This is a genomic window from Desmonostoc muscorum LEGE 12446 (genome assembly GCF_015207005.2).
Classification (GTDB): Bacteria; Cyanobacteriota; Cyanobacteriia; order Cyanobacteriales; family Nostocaceae; genus Nostoc; species Nostoc muscorum.
In genome coordinates this window covers 5,369,301-5,389,933 of sequence record NZ_JADEXS020000001.1, presented here as the reverse complement: position 1 = coordinate 5,389,933, position 20,633 = coordinate 5,369,301, and the positions used below count along the sequence as shown (strand labels likewise).

General features: G+C 42.8%; 15 protein-coding genes and 1 pseudogene. 8 read left to right on the top strand and 8 right to left on the bottom strand.

What is annotated here, in order from left to right; genetic code table 11:
* Positions 1–2 precede the first annotated feature (2 nt).
* A pseudogene (locus tag IQ276_RS22930) lies at positions 3–895 on the bottom strand (IS982 family transposase).
* A gap of 132 nt (positions 896–1,027) precedes the next feature.
* Positions 1,028–2,452 carry a serine/threonine-protein kinase gene (locus IQ276_RS22925; RefSeq protein ID WP_193923118.1) on the bottom strand — a complete coding sequence of 475 codons (1,425 nt, stop codon included), beginning with the start codon at positions 2,450–2,452 and terminating at the stop codon, positions 1,028–1,030.
* A 416-nt stretch (positions 2,453–2,868) separates the two neighbouring features.
* Between IQ276_RS22925 and IQ276_RS22920 the strand changes: the two genes are divergently transcribed.
* Entirely contained in the window at positions 2,869–4,077 is a 1,209-nt protein-coding gene (locus IQ276_RS22920) for a tetratricopeptide repeat protein (protein WP_193923065.1), read from the top strand.
* A 306-nt stretch (positions 4,078–4,383) separates the two neighbouring features.
* On the top strand, positions 4,384–4,863 hold the full coding sequence (locus IQ276_RS22915) for a DUF3592 domain-containing protein (protein ID WP_193923062.1): 480 nt from the start codon (positions 4,384–4,386) through the stop codon (positions 4,861–4,863).
* 239 nt (positions 4,864–5,102) lie between these two features.
* Here the strand turns inward: IQ276_RS22915 and IQ276_RS22910 are convergent, their stop codons facing one another.
* Both IQ276_RS22910 and IQ276_RS22905 read right to left on the bottom strand, forming a co-directional pair.
* On the bottom strand, positions 5,103–6,503 hold the full coding sequence (locus IQ276_RS22910) for a cytochrome c biogenesis protein (protein WP_193923058.1): 1,401 nt from the start codon (positions 6,501–6,503) through the stop codon (positions 5,103–5,105).
* Between the two features lie 52 nt (positions 6,504–6,555).
* Positions 6,556–7,296: a cytochrome c biogenesis protein CcdA gene (locus IQ276_RS22905; protein WP_190883610.1), complete on the bottom strand. Its 741-nt coding sequence runs from the start codon at positions 7,294–7,296 to the stop codon at positions 6,556–6,558.
* 192 nt (positions 7,297–7,488) lie between these two features.
* Between IQ276_RS22905 and IQ276_RS22900 the strand changes: the two genes are divergently transcribed.
* From IQ276_RS22900 to rtcA, 4 genes are all read left to right on the top strand, one after another.
* Positions 7,489–7,689 carry a hypothetical protein gene (locus IQ276_RS22900; protein WP_235115889.1) on the top strand — a complete coding sequence of 67 codons (201 nt, stop codon included), beginning with the start codon at positions 7,489–7,491 and terminating at the stop codon, positions 7,687–7,689.
* A 181-nt stretch (positions 7,690–7,870) separates the two neighbouring features.
* On the top strand, positions 7,871–12,091 hold the full coding sequence (locus IQ276_RS22895) for a chemotaxis protein CheB (RefSeq protein ID WP_193922245.1): 4,221 nt from the start codon (positions 7,871–7,873) through the stop codon (positions 12,089–12,091).
* A gap of 538 nt (positions 12,092–12,629) precedes the next feature.
* Positions 12,630–13,976 carry an FAD-binding oxidoreductase gene (locus IQ276_RS22890; RefSeq protein ID WP_235115888.1) on the top strand — a complete coding sequence of 449 codons (1,347 nt, stop codon included), beginning with the start codon at positions 12,630–12,632 and terminating at the stop codon, positions 13,974–13,976.
* A 301-nt stretch (positions 13,977–14,277) separates the two neighbouring features.
* Positions 14,278–15,318, top strand: coding sequence for an RNA 3'-terminal phosphate cyclase (gene rtcA, locus IQ276_RS22885; RefSeq protein ID WP_193924136.1), 1,041 nt, complete (start codon positions 14,278–14,280; stop codon positions 15,316–15,318).
* Between the two features lie 529 nt (positions 15,319–15,847).
* Here rtcA and IQ276_RS22880 read toward each other — a convergent pair.
* Together IQ276_RS22880 and IQ276_RS22875 are read right to left on the bottom strand one after the other, a co-directional pair.
* Positions 15,848–16,180 carry a thioredoxin domain-containing protein gene (locus IQ276_RS22880; RefSeq protein ID WP_193916510.1) on the bottom strand — a complete coding sequence of 111 codons (333 nt, stop codon included), beginning with the start codon at positions 16,178–16,180 and terminating at the stop codon, positions 15,848–15,850.
* Between the two features lie 202 nt (positions 16,181–16,382).
* Positions 16,383–17,840, bottom strand: coding sequence for an MFS transporter (locus tag IQ276_RS22875; RefSeq protein WP_193916512.1), 1,458 nt, complete (start codon positions 17,838–17,840; stop codon positions 16,383–16,385).
* A 72-nt stretch (positions 17,841–17,912) separates the two neighbouring features.
* On the opposite strand from IQ276_RS22875, the gene IQ276_RS22870 reads away from it, so the two are divergent.
* Positions 17,913–18,422: a phosphoribosyltransferase gene (locus IQ276_RS22870; RefSeq protein ID WP_193916514.1), complete on the top strand. Its 510-nt coding sequence runs from the start codon at positions 17,913–17,915 to the stop codon at positions 18,420–18,422.
* 1 nt (position 18,423) lies between these two features.
* Here IQ276_RS22870 and IQ276_RS22865 read toward each other — a convergent pair whose 3' ends face one another.
* The gene (locus tag IQ276_RS22865; RefSeq protein ID WP_190883603.1) at positions 18,424–18,591 is read right to left on the bottom strand and encodes a hypothetical protein; all 168 of its coding nucleotides are present in this window, start codon (positions 18,589–18,591) and stop codon (positions 18,424–18,426) included.
* Between the two features lie 84 nt (positions 18,592–18,675).
* Positions 18,676–19,593 (bottom strand): AEC family transporter, encoded by a 918-nt coding sequence (locus tag IQ276_RS22860; protein WP_190883602.1) that lies wholly within the window; start codon positions 19,591–19,593, stop codon positions 18,676–18,678.
* A 102-nt stretch (positions 19,594–19,695) separates the two neighbouring features.
* Between IQ276_RS22860 and IQ276_RS22855 the strand changes: the two genes are divergently transcribed.
* A complete protein-coding gene (locus IQ276_RS22855; RefSeq protein WP_193916526.1) occupies positions 19,696–20,496 on the top strand; it encodes a M15 family metallopeptidase in 801 nt (266 codons plus the stop codon).
* The last annotated feature ends 137 nt before the right edge of the window (positions 20,497–20,633 follow it).

Here is a 20,633-nt window from a genome sequence, read left to right as displayed (position 1 = left end):
TCTCAAGGTAAAAGCCACTCAAGTTGAAGGCTAGGTTTCTTAGGTTGGTGGCAATAAGCAATTAATCCGCATAGAACATTAACACAAAAATTAACGGGACTACGATGTCTGGAATGTTCAATTTGGGAAATATTTTTGAGTTTGTCGTTGATAGTTTCAATGATGGAGCGTTTACGGGACAAAAGCTTGTCGTGAAGACGCATCAACTTATTCTTCATGTTGCGGCGTGGTTTAGCAAAAAATTCAATACCGAAGTCTTGTAAAAGTTGAGAAGCGAGTTTTTGGCAGACATAACCGCGATACCTTCGGTAAGCTTCGCTAACGCCAAAAATTTTGCCAAACAGACCACTCAGTAAATCATGTACAGGTTGACGGTCATCAACATTACCAGGAGTGATAGTTACATTTAAGAGTTGACCAAACTCATTGACGACAAGATGCAACTTGAAACCAAAAAACCAATCCACAGAAGTCTTGCCACGGTTGGCTAAACCTTTAAACACACCTTCGGTCGTCAAATCCGACGATTATGGCAGACTTTTAAGCTAGTTGAATCGATAAAACCGATACCCGTACATTTGCCAAAACAATGCTTGAGATAGACGCATAAAGGTATCAAGGTTGATGGTATCCATTCGATAAATCTTTGATAGCTGGGGAGACTTGGAAACGCATCACTCCAATATTTTTTCACTTGATTCAAATAAAAATACTTGAAATTTCGGTAGTGATTCTGATGAAATGCAATCAGTATCGTCATCATCTCGCTCAAACATAGACTTTTTGCCCGATTACGTTTGATTCTTCCATGATTTAACAGCTTTTTGTACCATTGTGCTTCAAATGCTTGACAAAAATCATCTACATGGCAAAACAAAGCATCTAAACTAAACATAGGACAGGTTGCTGGATTTAACGCTATTTTCAGCTTACTACCTGTCCCTTTCCTTATCCCGAACTCAGGTTAAATCATAAAGACGCGATAAATCACCGTCTCTACAATCATCAATCCAATATCACAAAATCATCAATTAATTTCAAAGGATTCAATCATTTTTTCTGCGGTGGGCAAGAAGCGATCGTAATCATCTATTGCTGCTGAATAAGTAATTACATATGCTTGATTACCCTTTAAAGTCCAAACTTGTAAATTTTTTAAACTCTTGTTTCCATCTTTGCCAATGAAAATTAATTGATTAGCTCGTTTTTTTGCTAGAGTCGTCTCACTTGAATCTACAATATTGGCATCAGATAAAGTAGCTTTGACTTCCTTAGTAAATAAATCTTGCGATTCCTCTAAAGTACCAGAAAAATCTTCAACAGAGATAGTTAAAAGCTCTTGAACTTTATCTGTATCGCTTTGCTTAGGGGATAAAAATGTCACTAATTCTTTAGTTATTAAGTTTGGTGTTTCTTGAATTTTCCAATTTTCTGGATATTTTATTTTTATCCCATAACTAGAATCTTGATATGTCAAAAAATTCTGTGTAGGAGTTTGTAATTGCAATAACCAGAGACTTATAGTAGCAACTACTGCGGTTATTCCTACACTGAGGAAAAGTTTTTGAGGTCGTGCAAGTTGCAAGGTTTTCTGAATTGTAGTATCTGGTATTTTATCCAGCATTTCTAAAGCTTGCAATGCCAATATTGCTGTGGGATAACGCTGGCGAAAGTCATATAGCACCATTTTGTCTAAAATTTCTGCTAGCTGCTGGCTCACTTGTATTTGATTGCGCCAATCAATTTCTCCTGTATGAGGGTTTGTTGGTAGTCCTTGAGCGCCAAAATCAGCAGGATTAATTCCTGTCAAAGCTTGGATACCAATAATTCCCACTGCATAGATATCGCTGCTTAATTGTGGAGTGCGATTAGCTTGTTCACTTGGCATATAACCATAAGTACCAATGGCAACTGTGAAACTTGTTTGCCCTTGAGAATTAGCCATCTGGGTAGTAATTTGTTTCACAGCCCCAAAGTCAATCAATACAATTTTGTTATCTAATTGTCTGCGTCGAATATTGGCAGGCTTGAGATCCCGGTGAATCACATTGTGTTGATGGACAAATGCTAAAACCTCCAAAATTTCTTTGAGAAGTTTAATAGTTTCAGATTCACTCAATCGCTCACCTACAGGAGGTATTTCTTGAGTAATATCGTGACCAGGAATAAATTCTTGAACTAAATAAAATTGTTGATTTTCTTGAAAATGAGCCAGCAGTTGAGGAATTTGGTCATGCTTTCCTAATGTTTCCAGAATTAATGCTTCCTGGTCAAACAAACGTTTAGCTTCCCCTAAAGTGTATGCATCGGTAGATAGTGGTTTAAAATGCTTAACAACACACTGCGGATTCCCTGGTCTTTGCATGTCTTGAGCTAGAAAAGTTCTGCCAAATCCCCCTTGTCCCAGTTGGGTAAGAATTTGGTAGCGTCCACCTATGGTTTGACCCTGCATTAAATTCCCCCTTGCTGCTGGAATGACTCACTAATTTTGTTAATCTTGATTTTTGCACATAATCTGAGTGGGGAGTGGGGAGTGGGGAGTGGGGAATGGGGGGATGAGGGGGATGAGGGGGATGAGGGGGATGAGGGGGATGGGAGCAATGCGAAAAAGTGAGATCCTCGTGAAATAGGCTGGCGTTGCAGGGGGAGCAGGGGGAGCAGGGGGAGTAAAGAGAAAGATTTAGTAATTTTCGCTACCCTAATAGCCCTGAATACACTTATTTATTTGTCTCCCCCTGCCTCCCCTGCCTCCCCTGCTCCCCCTACTCACTGTTAGAGCATTGCTCCCATCCCCCCCCACTCCCCACTCCCCACTCCCCACTCCCCACTCCCCATTTTTCAAACACTAAATTAAATGACGATTGGCTTATGAGTTTGAGTCTGTGCATGATTGTGAAAAACGAAGCAGCAACATTGCCTAAATGCCTGAGCAGTGTGAACAAAGTGGTAGATGAAATGGTAGTGTTGGATACAGGCTCAATCGATCGCACTCCTTATGTTGCCCAACAGTTGGGGGCAAAAGTCCATCATTTTAAATGGTGCGATGATTTCAGTGCTGCCCGCAATGCCGCTTTAAAATATGTAACTGGTGATTGGGTTTTGGTGTTAGATGCTGATGAAACTCTGACACCAGGAATTGTACCGCTATTGCGAGACACCATCGCCAGGGACGAATACCTGTTACTCAACCTTGTCCGCCAGGAAGTCGGTGCAGAACAATCTCCCTATTCTCTGGTTTCGAGATTATTCCGCAATCATCCAGATATTCGCTTTGACCGTCCTTACCATGCCTTAGTGGATGATAGCGTGTCAGCAATTTTAGCAAAAGAACCCCATTGGCAGATAGGTTATTTACCAGGAGTGGCAATTCTGCACACAGGATATCAAAAAAGTGCGATCGCTCAAAATAACAAATATGCCAAAGCCACAGCGGCCATGGAAGGATTCCTCGCTACTCATCCTGATGACCCCTATGTTTGCAGTAAATTAGGGGCGTTGTATGTGGAAACTGGGAAAATTGCCCAAGGAATGGAGTTACTCAGACGAGGATTAAAGCAGATGACTGAAAGTCACGCGGCTGGGGAAGAAAACTACGATATTTTGTACGAACTCCACTATCATTTAGGCATTGCCTACAGCCGCTTAAAAAATTTCCCACAGGCGATTTCTCATTATCAAACTGCGATTAAATTGCCAATTTATCCCATGCTCAAACTAGGAGCATACAACAACCTGGGTAACTTACTCAAAGCAGCAGGAGATTTCAACGGTGCGAAAACTGCTTATGCCGCAGCTTTGAAAATCGATCCGAGTTTTATTGCTGCATATTATAATCTGGGGATGACATTTAAAGCTTTGGGTTTATTGACAGATGCGATCGCTTGTTATCAAAATGCGATCGTTTTAAATCCCAACTATGCCGAAGCTTATCAAAATTTAGGTGTAGTGCTGCTAAAAGCCGGCAATCATCAAGAAAGTTTAGCAGCTTTTAAAAAAGCGATCGCCCTTCATGAAAGACATAATCCCCAAGAAGCCAAGAGACTACGCCAGGGGTTGCAAGAGATGGAGTTGATGTAGGAGTGTGGTGAGATGGGGAGTAGGGGCACAACATGTTGTGCCCCTACAACGATGCTGTACCTCACTCCTTTGCAATCTGGTGTAACTCCTAACTCATCTCCCCTAGTTTTCCCCGATTGTTATTTATTCTAAAAATATCGACTTATGGAAACCATTTATAAAGTAAACCTTAAGTAGGGTGTGTTACGGCTTAAGCCGTAACGCACCCTACAAGAATTATATTTTTACTTTATAAATAACCTCGAAAAGTTGAAATTAAAACAGAAAACACACTACTTTTAGCTATATCAAACTTTTTAACATCCTATGAATGGAGATACAAAATTTTTTCTGATATTTGGTTCAATATTCGGTGGTGTTGGCAGCATAATTGCTGTCACGGGAATAATTATTGGTATGAATACTCGTTCTTTTGTAGCTGCGGCAATTCCAGCAGAAGGGACAGTCATCGAGTTGGTGCAACGTCTTTCATCACCTGATAGCAAGGGTCGTCGGTCTTATGTCTACTATCCAGTGGTGCAATATACTACCCGTTCTGGTGAATCAACGGTTTTTGAATCAAATTCAGGTAGCAGCCCACCACAATTTACTAAAGGTCAGCACGTAGAAATTCTATACACTCCTGACAAGCCAGGTTCTGCAATGATCAACTCTTGGCTAACTTTATGGTTTTTACCTCTGATGTTGACCGGCTTGGGATCAATTTTTGCTGTGGTTGGAGGAGTTGTACTACTCAAATCGTTTCCGGGTTTGATGAGTTCTAATACCATTTCACGAAATACCTGATACAGATACATAGGTAGGGGCGTACAGCTGTACGCCCCTACAGTCGATTCGTGTGTTGGAAAGATGTTTGGAAATGCTACAAGGGATTTCCAAGAAATAAATTATCCAAATAAACGTAGACGCGCAGCGGCTTGCCGTAGGCTACCACTCCAGACACAGAGAACACAGAGAGAGGAGAGAAGATTTTTACGTCAGTTTTGGAATATTTTTTTATTTGTGAATCCCTAAGAGAATGACAATTAAACTTCAATTGCCATTTCCTTGTCCTCACTCTTTGGCTGTGAACTCAGTTGATCTAAAATTTCTAAAATTTCTTGTTCAAAGGCAACTTTAGCGCGATTAGTTTTACCACCGACATACAAGCGATCGCCTTTTTGTAATGCCCAAATTTGCGAGTGGGAAAAGTAACTCATCACCACACCCAACATTAATAAACCAAATCCTGAATAAACAATTGGTATACCAGGATCGGCTTTAATTTGTAAGCCCGTGCTGCCAATTACTTCTAAGATTTTCAGCTTGACGCCATTGACTTCGGCGGACATGCCAGCGCGTACAGTATTAACTAATTTGCCATTGACATCATAAATTAATACCATTCCTTGCAAGTCTTTGGCTAGCACGGAAACACCTTCACTCAAATCTGGTTTAGTAGGAATCCAAGTTCCCCAAATCGCACCTTGGCCGTTGGTGTTCAACTTGACCATTGGTAGCTGAAAAACTGGGCTGTTATTAAATTGGACACGAACAGCTGCAATTCCCCAATCAGTTTGGTAGAAAGTTACGCCATGATAGCGCAGAGGTTCGTTGACAAAAATCTTTTTGTGGTCAACTTCCTCGCCTTGGTTATTTAAGACAGATAAATCTGAATAAAATTGATTAATGCCCCCAGTTGGAGTGTAATCAATCCAAAAACGATTGACTCGCACAGACCAATCTTTTGGCACTTGGGCTGCTGCTAAAGGGCCAGCATCTATAATATTTTTAACTTGAAATGTATCGCCACCAGCAACCATTTCCTGGGCAATAAATCCAGTCATTGCCCCCCAAATTCCCCCTAACAAAATACCGACGATGCCAATATGAACAATAATTGGCCCGATGCGTCCGACTATTCCCTTGCGGGCGTATAAAAGATTTTCTTTTTCTGTATCGGCAAAAATTTTATAGCGGTGTTTTTGTAATATTTGGTTCAGAGAATTCAATGAACCAGTATCTACTTCTGCGCTTAAAGCTAGTTTTTGAAATTGCCGTGGTTCTTCGTAATATTTCCAGCGTTGGGCTGCTTTTAAGGCTGGCAACTGACGGGTAAAGGAACAAGCTGTTAAGCTCGTGCCAAATAAAATGAGTAATGCTAAAAACCACCAAGTACGATATACATGGTCTAACCCAACTACTTGAATGACTTTCCAAGTTAAGAAACCAAACAATGCTGGATGTTCTGGATAGTTAGCTTGGTAAAATGCGGGTGACTGTCCTTGCTCAATTACAGTACCGGTGGCGCTAAAGATTGCAATCAATAATAGCAGGGCGATCGCCAATCGTAAATCTGTCAGTACAGGCAAAAACTCTCGGCGTAAATATTGCCCAGGTACAGCCCACCAACTAATTTTTTTGGAAGTGGAATCTTCTAAAGTCATTACTCACATGGGTTAATTGATGTCTTGAGAATTCAGAATTCTGACTCCTGACTTAAAAACTACCAAGAGGAATTCGAGAAATTAGGGAAAATACACCGAATCCTACCAATAGCGCACCGCTAACTGGGTTAATCCAACCTGACCAGCGACGCAATTCTAGCAACTTTTTAATTGAAGCAGTAAAAGTACCCGCTAAAATCAATGGTGCTACATAACCGGCTGTATAGGAAAGTAGTAAAGCAGCGCCTAAAATTAAATCTTGTGTGTTGGCAATCCAACCAAGCAAGCTGGCTAAAACAGGCGTGCTACAAGGAGATGCAACTAAACCGAAAGTCAGCCCCAGCAAATAGGAACGCAATCCTATGGGTAAATCTTGGGAAATCCAATTGGTTTCGTTCAATGATGGAAATTGCAGAGGCAGTGCTTCCAATAAGTTCAACCCCATGAGAATGGCGATGATACTAACAACAATCGGTAAACCAATTCCCACTTGACCGTAGACTTTTCCCACCAAACCTGCTATAATACCTAGCCCTGCCAAAGTAGTTGCTAATCCAAGAGCAAACCAAGTTGATTGTGCAGCGGCTTGGAGGCGGCTTTTTGCTTCATAACCGCCGATGTAACCAATGGTAATTGGCAGCATGGAAAGCATACAGGGGGTAAGGCTGGTGAGCAAGCCAGCGGCAAAGATAATACCAATACTCAACACGCTAATGTGTGTCAGTTGATTAGAGACAAGGGCGTTGGCAAATTGTTCTAGTTCGTAAAGTCGGGTTTCCAAGGTCTCAAGCATGGAGTGTTCCTAAGCGTGAAATGCTTACTATGCTTGAATTTTAGCTTACTTTTAGTTATTTCGCCGTCAACGAAGACAAAAGGGGCACTGGAAAGACACAAGCATCTGACTTTTTGGCGTTGTTCCCAGTTGCTCTTCGATGCATCAAAGGTGCGGGTCGATGCAACTAAGGTGCGGGTCGATGCATCAAAGGTGCGGGTCGATGCATCAAAGGTGCGGGTTGATGCAACTAAGGTGCGGGTCGATGCATCAAAGGTGCAGGTCGATGCATCAAAGGTGCGGGTCGATGCAACTAAGGTGCAGGTCGATATATTAGCATTACAAGTCACAAAACTTGTGTACACCACCGTAGTTTTGTCAACAAGGGTCACGGAAAATCGAGTCTTAAATTAACGTTTTAGCAAATACATGATAGAGATATAAAAGTAGGGGCGTACAGCTGTACGCCCCTACTATGGCTATAAAATTAGTTCGAGAAAATTTAAGTCTTGTTAAAACAGTAAAAATAGAAATATGTAATTCTTCTTAAATTAACAAAGACGAAGAACCCCAAACTATTATTTGGTGCATAACAATGACATCGAGGCGGTCTTCTAAAAAATCTCAATCTAATTCCAATACAGATAAAGCTTCCAACAACGAACAACAGCAAGAAAATCAGAAAGAATTATTTCCAATTGTAGCAATGGGTGCTTCTGCGGGTGGATTGGAGGCGTTTACACGATTGCTGAGCCATTTGCCAAATGATACAGGCATGGCGTTTGTGGTAATTCAACATTTAAGCCCCAATCAAAAAAGCTTGCTGAGTGAGATTCTCTCTAAAACAACTCAGATGCCTCTACAAGAGGTGCAGGATGGTGTGGTGGTGGAACCAAATCATGTGTACGTGATTCCGCCCAATGCCAAGATGATTATTTCTGAGGGGGTGCTGAAGTTGTCGCCGCGTGAGAAAACCCGTGGTCATTTTATGACAGTGGATGCTTTCTTTATTTCCTTGGCAGAGGAGCGCGGAAGCAAAGCGATCGCAATTGTACTATCAGGAGGCGATGCAGATGGTACACGGGGACTGGAATTCATTAAAGGGGCTGGCGGCATTACCTTTGCTCAGTGTGAAGATACAGCAAGAGTCAGTAGTATGCCAAGTACCGCGATCGCTTCTGGTTATGTAGACTTTATCCTAACCCCGGAAGAAATCGCCCAAGAACTGACAAAAATTAGTCGTCATCCCTACATCGCCAGTAAAACTCCAGCACAGCCAACTGAGGCTTTACTTGAAGGGGATGCTCTCTCTACAATCTTCAATTTGCTACGAACTTCCACAGGAGTTGACTTTACCCACTACAAGCAAACCACCTTGAAGCGGCGGATCTCCCGCCGGATGATTTTATACAAGCTAGAAAAGCTAGAAGATTACGTCCGCTATCTTCAGCAGAATCCTGAAGAAGTAAATGCCTTGTATCAAGATGTGCTAATCACCGTCACCAATTTTTTCCGAGATAGCGAAGCTTTTGAGGCTTTAAAAACTAAGGTATTTCCCAGCATTATCAAAGAGCGAACGCCAGAGTCCCCTATCCGCATTTGGGTAGCAGGATGTTCAACGGGTGAGGAAGCTTACTCCATTGCTATTTGCCTAGTGGAGTATTTAACAAAGCAGGGAATCAATCCGCCCATTCAGATTTTTGCTACAGACATCAATGAAGTAACGATCGACAAAGCACGTAACGGCATCTACAAACTCAGCCAAATAGCAAATGTCTCTCCAGAACGTCTACAGCGGTTCTTTGTCCAGGTAGAAGGCGGTTACCAGATTAGTAAAGCAGTGCGCGAGTTGTGTGTCTTCGCCAGACAAAACCTGATCGGCGATCCTCCTTTTTCCCGCCTGGATTTGATTACTTGTCGAAATGTATTGATTTATTTGGGAAGCTCAGTCCAGAAGAAACTCTTACCAGTCTTCCACTATGGTCTCAAGCCAACGGGCTATTTGATGTTAGGTACTTCAGAGACAGTGGGTGAATTTACGGACTTGTTTGCTTTAATAGATAGAAAGTACAAGATTTATTCCCGGAAAATAGCACCGGCTCGACTGGGTATCGATTTGATCGCTAACACATATCCGACAGAAATTGTCAACCCTCAACCCATAGTGAACGAAGATGCCTGGAACGACTTGGAAATACAAAAAGAAGCTGACCGGATTGTATTGAATCAATACGCCCCGGTCGGTGTGGTTATCAATAACGATTTGGAGATTCTGCAATTCCGGGGGCAGACTAGTGCCTATCTGGAACCCGCACCGGGAAGACCAAGTTTTAATTTGCTGAAGATGGCAAAGGCAGATTTGCGGTTAGAGTTACGCACCGCAATTCACCAGGCAAAAAAGCGACAAGAACAGATTACCAAGGAAGGCTTAGAGATCAGAGATGAGGATCGAGTTAGGCACATTAAAATTGATGTCATTCCGTTCAAATCTCCCCCAGTAGTAGACAGCTACTTTTTAGTGCTGTTTGAAGACATATCTTCCTCAGCAACTACTGCCTCACAACCAGCTAGCGATCACCATCTCACCTCTAGGCAGCAGCAAAGGCGTGACCAACAAGAAACTACCCGACTCAAAGACGAGTTGGCAACCACCAAAGAATATCTGCAATCGATTATTGAGGAACAGCAAGCCACTAATCAAGACTTGAGAGCCGCCAACGAAGAGATCCTTTCAAGTAACGAAGAGTTGCAAAGTACCAATGAAGAACTGGAAACCGCCAAGGAAGAAATTCAGGCAACGAATGAAGAACTGAACACAATTAATGACGAACTGCAACGGCGGAATATTGAATCAACTCAGGTCAGCAATGATTTACTAAATCTGCTCAGCAGTATCAATATTCCCATCCTCATGTTAGGAGGTGATTTGCGGATTCGGCGCTTTACACCCACAGCGCAGGTAATGTTCAACCTGATTCCCGCAGATGTAGGACGACCATTCAGTGATATTAATCACAATCTCAATCTCCCCGATTTACAGGAACAAATATTAGAAGTAATTAATACCCTTAACTTGAAAACTCAGGAAGTTCAAGACGAGGGCGGTCATTGGTATGACTTGCGAATCCGACCTTATCGAACCATAGACAACAAAATTGATGGTGCTGTGCTGGTGTTGCTTGACATTAACACCCTCAAACGCAGTGCAGTTCAGATCCAAGCATCTCGTGATTACGCTGAAGCGATTGTGCAGACGGTGCGAGAATCCTTAGTAGTCCTGAATATAGACTTGCGGGTGGTTACCGCCAATTTGTCTTTTTACGAAATCTTCCAAGTTCTACCCACAGAGACAGAACAACACCTAATCTTTGAGATTGGCAATGGGCAATGGAATATTCCCCAGTTGCGATCGCTCCTAGAAGAGATTCTCACAAACAACACCCAAATTCAAGATTTTGAGGTTGAATATAACTTTGAACAAATCGGGCACAAAATTATGCGGCTCAATGCCCGGAAAATGCCTCAAATAGACGATACAGAGTTGATTCTCTTGGCCATTGAAGATATTACCCAGATTAAAGAGTGGGAGGCAGAACGCGCTCATCTCTTGGCACAAGAGCAGTCAGCCCGAACTGCTGCTGAGACAGCCAATCGCGCTAAGGATGATTTTTTATCAGTGCTTTCCCACGAACTGCGAAACCCGCTTCATGTCCTGCTGGGGTGGGCACAGCTGCTGCGTACACATGACCTCGATGAAGCTACCATTAATCAGGGGCTGGAAGCGATCGAACACAGCGTTCAGGCTCAAGCCCAGCTAATTGAGGATCTCTTAGACATTTCACGCATTACCTCAGGTAAGCTGCGTCTGAACCTCCAGCTGATTGAACTTACCCCTGTGGTTGAGGCAGCCATAAATATGCAGCGTTTATCAGCAGAGTCGAAAAATATTGAAATTGAATCTCGGTTAGAGCCTTCCAGCAGAAAAATCTTAGGCGATTCTACCCGCCTACAACAAGTGATGTGGAATTTACTTTCTAACGCCATTAAATTCACCCCAGCCGGAGGCAGAATTGAAATTTTACTAGAATATCTTGATGAACAAGCTCAAATTCAAGTCATTGACACAGGTTTCGGTATCAGCGCTGACTTTCTCCCCTATGTTTTCGAGCGCTTCCACCAAGCAGATAGCAGCAGAACCCGAACAAATCCTGGGCTGGGAATAGGGCTTGCCATCGTCCGCCATGTGGTAGAACTCCACGGCGGTACAGTTGCAGCCTACAGCCAAGGCGAAGGACAAGGAGCAACGTTTATCGTCAAATTACCCCTGCAAACTCACCTCGAAGAAAGTTCTGCGCCGAATGCTACAGAGCCAGTAGTCTCAAGAGAGCAGTTGCCACCGTCAGATGATTACATGCCCTCACTGGAGGATCTGCGCGTACTTCTGGTGGATGACGAACCATCTGTACGCGAGTTATTTACAACAGTGCTTGAGGTCTGTGGAGTTGAAGTCACGGCTGTTGCATCTGCAAAGGAAGCATTATCAACGCTGATGGCAAATCCTGGTGGGTATGACTTACTTTTGTCTGATATCAGTATGCCAGAGGAAGATGGTTATACACTGATTCGCCAGGTGAGGGCACTGAGTGTTGAGTCAGGAGGACAAATTCCAGCTGTAGCATTGACTGCCCATGCCAGAGATGACGAGCGTAGAGAGGCTCTGAGTGCAGGTTTCCAAATGCATTTGGCCAAACCCGTCGAATCAGTTCAGCTAATCTTTGTAGTTGCTTCTTTGACTGGACGAATTAGAAGAAGTTGAGTTTTCATTATGATAAGTATTCAACCGGACATGATATAAGTTGCATAAAAGTCCAGTGAAATACAAGAATTAACTTTGCATTTTCTCATTGAATAATTCCTATTTTCTGCAAGTTAATGCAGCAGCAATTACTTCGTCTACATTTGCCTATTTTCCGCTTTCAATTTTAGATATAACAAATTTATGGTGAGTAGGATTAAGCTATATATTCATTTGCTCATCGTGCATTTTTACGACTAGTATTTGATTTTTTTATAGCGGTTCCTATTAAGATGCAGTACAACATTATATTCCAAGGTGTAGGGGCACGGCACTGCCGTGCCCCTACGGGTGTATCTGACGTAAACGAGAACCGCTATAGCTTGAATCTTAGGATGTATCACCAAAGATTGAGTTTTCTTCGGTCAAAGTATGAAATGATATCGGTCGTAGACTGTTGCACTTGATTGCTTCTATTTTATGCAAATATTATAGATGCGATCGCTAAAAAGATATTTGTTATGAATCAGTTCAAAAAGCTGGGGAAAAATAATAAATTATGACGACAACCAACTTAGATACACTGATTAATTCTCTAGAAGGTATAGAAATTATCACTGACCCGACCCAAGTGGCAAAATTATCCCAGGATTATCACACCTTTAGCCCCGTACTTGTGCCGAAATTAGAGGGAAAAGTGGGAGATATTGCGGTGCGTCCCGTGAATGAAGCAGAGGTTTGCAAAGTTGCAGCTGCTTGTGCAAAATACCGCGTACCCTTAACTGTACGGGGGGCTGGGACTGGGAATTATGGGCAATGCGTACCCTTGCATGGTGGCGTAATTTTAGACATGACGCGGATGCAAGAGATTCTTTGGGTGAAACCAGCGGTGGCGCGGGTAGAAGCTGGGATAAAGTTGGCAGCTATAGATAAAAAAACACGAGAAATCGGTTGGGAAATCCGCATGGCGCCTTCGACTTACCGCACAGCTACAATTGGCGGATTTATTGCTGGGGGGAGTGGGGGTATTGGCTCGGTACAATATGGAGCCTTACGCGATCGCGGTAATATTTTGGCACTGCGAGTGGTAACTTTAGAAGATGAACCCCGTGCGATCGAGTTGCGCGGAGACGATGTACAAAAGGTGAACCATGCTTGGGGTATTAACGGCATTATCACCGAAGTGGAAATTCCCTTAGGACCGGCTTATCCTTGGGCAGAAGTCATCGTCACTTTTGACGACTTTATGACAGCAGTAAAGTTTGGTCATGCACTTGGCAGTGCCGATGGCATGATTAAGAAATCGATTTCTGTCTTTGCATCCCCAATTCCCCAATACTTTCACGCCTTACAACAGTACATTCCTCAAGGTACTCATGCGGTATTTTTGATAATTGCCGAACCTAGTTTAGAATTATTACCCGGTTTAGTGCAGCAATACGGTGGCCAGATTACTTATGAAAAACCAGCCCAAGAAGCAGGAAAAGGCACGCATTTAGCAGAATTTACCTGGAACCATACCACCTTACACGCCCGGACCGTAGACACTGGAATCACCTACTTACAAAGTATGTTTCCTGCGGGTAAAAGTCTGCAACTGATAGAGCAGATGTACAATCATTTTGGCGATGAAGTGATGATGCATTTAGAATTTTTTCGCGTCAACGGTGCCGTACTTCCTGGTGGTTTGCAACTCGTCCGCTACACCACAGAAGAACGTCTCAACGAAATTATTCGCTATCACGAAGAACAGGGCGTGGGTATTGCCAATCCTCACACCTATATTATTGAAGAGGGAGGCAGAAAAGTTATTGATCCTGAGCAGTTAAAATTTAAGGAAATAGTAGACCCCTATGGGTTAATGAACCCCGGTAAAAGCAAAGTTCTCCAATTACAGCACAATTAAGAAGTCAGAATTCAGGAGTCAGAAGTAGAGCGGTTACTATTCAGATGCGGCACAAAATTATATCACCAGGTGTAGGGGCACGGCAGTGCCGTGCCCCTACGGGTGTACCTCACGTAAACGAGAACCGCTATAAAACAGGCTTAATAACTGGCTACCAGTCCTAGTTTGTGTACTTTACGCTTCTGAAAATCTGCTGTAAAAATTGAAGTATTCTAAATTCTGAATTCTGAATTCTGACTTCTGAATTCTGACTTCCAAATATTCTGTGGGTAGAACCCAAAACAACATCCCAAAATCACCCATGATTGAAATTGATGGTTCTTACGGAGAGGGAGGCGGACAAGTTCTTCGCACTTCCTTAAGTCTAGCCGCTATCACTGGCGAACCCATACGAATTGCAGGTATTCGCGCGGGACGCAAAAAGCCAGGATTAGCACCACAGCACTTAACAGCCGTTCGTGCAGCAGCTAGAATTTGTAATGCCCATCTACGGGGTGATGCTTTGGGTTCAATGCAGCTGGAATTCATCCCAAGTAGTCCTGTGCAAGCTGGAATTTATACCTTTGATGTTAGTAAAGCACAACCTGGTGGTTCTGCGGGTGCGATCGCTCTCATTCTCCAGACAATTCTCTTACCTTTGGCGTTAGCACCTGGTAATTCCCGCGTCACACTCAAAGGTGGAACTCATGTGAACTTTAGCCCCACAGTCACATACATTGAGCAAGTTTATCTGCGGATATTGCAACGTATGGGAGTAGAAGCAAAAGTCAAGTTAGGCGCTTGGGGTTGGTATCCCCAAGGTGGCGGAGAAATAGAGTTGCAAGTCAGTGGCGGTTGTCAACTCGGTGGAATCAATTTGTGGGAACGGGGAGATTTACACCAAGTGCGCGGAGTTGCAGTGGTGACAGAATTACCTTCCCATATTCCCCAACGCATGGCAAATCGTGCCGAAAATTTGTTAAGAGAAGCGCATTTAAAAGTTGCTGTCAAAGCATCACGAGAAAAAGGTGTTGCACCGGGGGCGGGTATTTTCCTCACTGCTGAGTATCAGAACAGTTTAGCTGGTTTTGGTGGGTTTGGGCGTTTGCAGTTATCAGCGGAGACAGTTGCAGAAATTGCTTGTCAGCAACTGCTTGAGTTTCATCACACAGGCGCACCTGTGGATGAACACTTAGCAGACCAGTTATTATTGCCCGCTGCTTTAGCCTCACAAGAAAGTCATTACCGAGTAGCCCAGGTGAGTAGTCATTTGACTACGAATGCTGGGGTAATTCAACAGTTTGGATTGGCGCAGATAGCAATAGATGAAGCTGAGAATAGTGTGTCAGTAATGCATTTATAGCGTTTCCCGACAAGCGCGAGATATACCTGTAGGGGCACTGCTGTGTCCATTGGTGTCAACTTAACGTAAAACTGATGTCCCTAGAACTCTTGCACCTAATGAATTATGCTCTTGGATAACTATTAGAACTTAGTTAACCCTCTTTTATCACTTTCGGGAGAGAATAATCTGGAATGCTTACAGCATAAGACTTTTACCAAAAACCATGATTTAAACCATTGTGTTAGAAAATAAACGCTCAAATGCCCGTTCTATCTACAGTTCAAAATTTGGCTTTGATTTTTATTTTCCCAGAGTGACAAAACAGGGTTAATAGACCTCTTGCATAAATCAAAAATAAAGAACCCCACCCCGCATTTGCTGACGCAAACGCTCCCCTTCCCGATGCCTTGGGGAGGGGTTGGGGGTGGGGTTTAGGGACTTTTGCAAGAGGTCTAATGAACCTCTGAGCTTCGTGAATGAGTCTTTGATACTCGTTAACGAGTATTATAAAAACGATCGCATTCCTTCAGATTTTCTGGGACTAGATTTAAACTAAGGCTTCCAGGCGATGAATGAGGCGTTCTGCTGGGATTAAATTCTCGCTTCGTTCTTCTTCAATGCGCTCAACAAGTTGACCATTTTTGAATAATAACAGCGTTGGTAAGGGATGAACTTGATATTGATTAGCTAAATCAGGATAAACATCGCTATCAATTTTCACAACCGTTAGCTGTTGTTTCATCTGCTTATTGACTTCTTCAAGAACTGAGTCAATCAAATGACAAGAACCGCATCCATAAGAATAAAAAACCAGCAACAGTGGTAAATGTGAGCTAGATAATAACTCTCGGAAGTCTTGAAACTGCTGTTTAATTGTCATATCCAGTACTGCTCTAATTCGACCCTAACACTAATGTAAGTCGTGAATCAGCCAGTCTGTTTCTATCTGAAGACGGTGTTGTTAATTTTATGTGCAAAGTATCATTCGATATTCGCGATCGCCAGTAGTCTATAACGTAAGTTTGCCTACCTTTAACAAAACAAGGGGCTTAAGCCCCTTATCCACCAGCAATCCCCATTCTCTATTCCCCACTCCCCCTCTTTTCTTGCCGTTCTTTGAGTTTCAGCATAATTTCTGCGTGCATTTCGCGGGTAATGGGGTAAAAATACGTTAAAACTAAGCCTAAAATCAAACAAACTGTAGGTATAGGGCCAATGGCGATGCGAATAGCTAGCAGTGCCGATTCAGGTTGGATAGGTAGTGGACTTCCTGCTATAGATTCTTTAAAGCCGGCTACTTGCAACGCATTTCCTACTAAAAATAGCCCGAAAGCTAAACCGAATTTTTGTAGCAAAACCATGAAACCATAAAAAATACCTTCTCTGCGTTGTCCAGTTTGCAGTTCATCTAATTCAATCACATCTGGAATCATCGACCAAGGAATGAGATAAGCTGTGGAGACACCAACACCTGCCATCACAGCCATAAAATACATCAAAACTATTTGACCAGGTTGCAAGAAAAATAATCCGGCGGCTGCTATAATCCATAAACTCATTCCCAGAAAATAAACAACTTTTTTGCCGACTTTTTTACTTAATTCGCCCCAGACAAATAGCATCACTAGAGCAGTTCCTTGGACTGCAATCATTAGTGTGGGGACATCTGATTCTTTGAGGCGCATACAATCGACTACAAAATAGGGAATAATGCTGGCCGTGACTTGCACGCCTAGCCAAGAAAAAAGATATATACCAATAACAAATAAAAAAGGTCGGTTGCTAAAGACAATTTTTAACTGTTCAAAGAAGGGGAGAGATGGAGGTTCCTCGATTTGGATGCGTTTGGCTTCAAAAGCGAGAATGCGATCGCGGACTCCAAAAACGCACCAATATAATGCCAAAATCGAAATTATCGTACAAATTGCTGCTAAAACTAGATATTGTTGTTGGCGATCGCTAATTTGAGAAAAAACAATTTGCGTTAAAATCAATGAGAGAATGCTACCACCAATGGAAAATGTAAACCGATAGCTGTTAAGACTAGTGCGTTCGTCATAATCTTGAGTTAATTCTGGAGTCATCGCCGTATAAGGCAAATTCACAACCGTGTAAAACGCCTGAGATATCACCCCAATGGCCACGTAATACCAAAACAACGGCCAAATATTATTACTTTGCTCAGCACTAAATTGCGGTACAATCCATTGCAAGAAAAAGAAAATTCCAAAGGGAATTGCACCATAAAGCATCCAAGGAAGACGACGACCCCAGCGACGAGATTTCGTTTTATCAGTTAGAAAACCGACAACCGGATCGTTTACTCCATCCCAGATTTTGCCAATCATCAAAATACTGCCAGCTAAACCCGCTGGTATCCCAGCAACATTAGTAAAAAAAACTAGCAGAAAAAAGACAGAAATATTTGCAGTAATTGCCGGGCCTAAATCTCCTGCACCGTAAGCTAATTTTGTTTTAAAATCCAGTTTTTTATCTAAAGGATTTCTTTGGTCATCATCATCAGCAACAGAATCATTCATAATAACTTGCCTTCATACTAAAATGTTTGCATTTGCCTTCAATAGTAGCTGTTTAACACTTAAGTAAGACTTATGTCAGACCTTTATGTTTCTTGGTCAGATTATCATCAAAAAATTGAACAACTGGCCATTGAGATTTATCAATCCGGTTGGCAATTTAACCAAATTATCTGTCTTGCCAGAGGAGGACTACGAATTGGAGATATTCTTTCCCGCATATATAATCAACCCCTGGCAATTTTAGCAACCTCATCTTACAGTGGCTCTGGCAAGCAAGAAAGAAGTAATTTAATTTTCTCCCGCCACTTGACGATGACCAATGAAAAATTAGGTTCGCGCATTCTCTTAGTGGATGACTTAGTAGACTCTGGAATTACACTCCAGCAAACTATTCCTTGGCTGAAACAAAATAATGATTTCCCCATTGAAGAAATTCGCACCGCCGTACTGTGGTATAAAGCCTGTTCAGTTATAGCACCCGATTACTATGTCGATTACCTACCCGATAACCCCTGGATTCACCAACCCTTTGAACATTACGAAAATATGAACATCGCCGAACTGGCGGCAAAACAGGTATAATCTACGCACGGTTTAACTCACACTGCAAATCATCAAAGTCAACAGCGAAGACATCTACTTGTTCTTGCTGGAAATAAGCACAAGGCATTAGGTTTGCTACTTGCTCAACAGGCCAACTTGGGCGAATATCCTCACTACCTACTATTGCCAGCATTGGTACTGCCAGCATTGAAATCTGCTTCCACAAAGTAGGTTGTTTGATGAATGCCTTCCACGAACTATTACCGACGCATCACGGTCGATAAATTCAAAATCAAAACAGCCACAGCCAAATCGGCAGAGTAACCAGCAATACTATAACCCCACTGGCTAATGCTGTGACTGCCAAATCGCGATCGAGATCGAATGTCTCAGCAATCACCAGTGTGGCGAAAGCTGGAGGCATAGCCATTTGCAACACCATTACCTTTGCTGTGGCACCCGTTAACCCAAACACTGGTAGGATGCTGCCCAAGATTAATGGAACTAATAGCATTTTGATCCCCAAGCTCATGCTTGCTTGTGGTAAGCTGCGCCAAGAGTTGAGCAGCGCTAGTCGCATTCCAATTAGCACCAACGATAAAGCTAGGATACTCCAAGCCAATTTATCTAGGGAGAATTCCACGACTGTGGGAATTGCCACTTCTCGAAAAAGTAAGCCAAATCCGAAACTCCACAAGCCCGGATTAATTAAGATGGCCTTAACACTTTGCCAATGATTCTGGACTCCACCGCCAAAACGCGCTGCTAGTAAGACACCCAAGCCATAGCTTGCTGGAAAGGAACCCAATAAATCGTAAAATAAAGCCCAAGCAAAGTATTCCTTACCTACCATTGCTAAGGTGATGGGAAAGCCCAGAAAGCCTGTGTTCCCTAGCATTGCTGCTAGGAGGAAGCTACCCTGAGTTGGTGCTTGGGGAACGGTATTTCTAAAATAAGCTTGTACTTTAATGCCTACCCAACCTAAAAATGCACCGAGTAGAATGGCTAGGTAGGCGATCGCAGGTGCAATCCAAATCTGCCCCGACAAGGTAGATTGACGCAAAAAAGATACTATGCTTATGGGTACTCCTACCCAATAAAGGAACTGTCCCAAACGGGTAGGAACTGTCACAGGTAGTTTGCGTCCCAAAATAAAACCTACCAGTACTAATCCTCCCAGCTTGACGTATAGTTCTAAAAGGTTTGTCAAAATTGCGCCTAATAATCACAAATGTAAAATGCTACCTGTTACGTATACCTTTTGTCCAGTGCAAAATCTGTTATGGCCATCCCACAAAACAGGAGTTTTCCCTTGAATAAGGCTGGGTTTTCTAAAAAATTGCAAAACTCATCACACGATCCTGATGATATTCCAGTGGCTGTACGCGATACTCCTGTTGCAGCACCTAAGGTGTGGTTACAGCCCCGAATTTTGCTGATTGGGGGAGTGGCGGGCTTTTTCCTGCTGACTTTAATTGGCGGTTTTTTGTTTTTCCTCACTACACCGAAAAAAACTGCCAATTCGGAACCTTCACCAATTAGTTCTGCTCCTCCAACTCCGGCAGCATCTAATAATTCCAACAATACTCTGTTGGGGCATCTGGCATACTCAGAAGCCCCGGAATCAGAACTAGTAACCATTTCCGGAAATAGGGGCATTAGAATGCGAAAAGCTGCTGCCCAAAAATTTCAGGAGATGGTAGCAACAGCACGGAGTGCAAATGTAATTTTAGTGCCAATTTCTGGCTTTCGCTCAGTCAAAGACCAAGAGCAATTGTTTTTTGGTGTCGGTGCCCAGCGAAATCAAACACCAGCACAACGAGCTGCTCTCAGCGCTCCTCCTGGTCATAGCGAACATCACACAGGTTATGCTGTGGATATTGGAGACGGTGCAGCCCCAGCAACTAATCTCCAAACTAACTTTGAAAATACCAAAGCTTATCAGTGGCTACAAGCAAATGCGCCGCGTTTTGGCTTTGAAATGTCTTTTCCCAAAGATAATGTCCAAGGTGTGAGTTATGAACCTTGGCACTGGCGTTTCGTTGGCGATCGCGATAGCCTCGAAACATTCTACAAAGCCCGAAATTTAAAACCTGCTAAGGTGGCTCAATAAAAGTTCTATTGTATATATTATGGTGCGTTGCCTTCCACAACAACGCACCCTACAGCAGAACAAGCATTGTAACTCCAGAACATCCCAGACCAACTAAAAAATCTTCACTAGTTACTCCAGAACATCCCAGATCAACT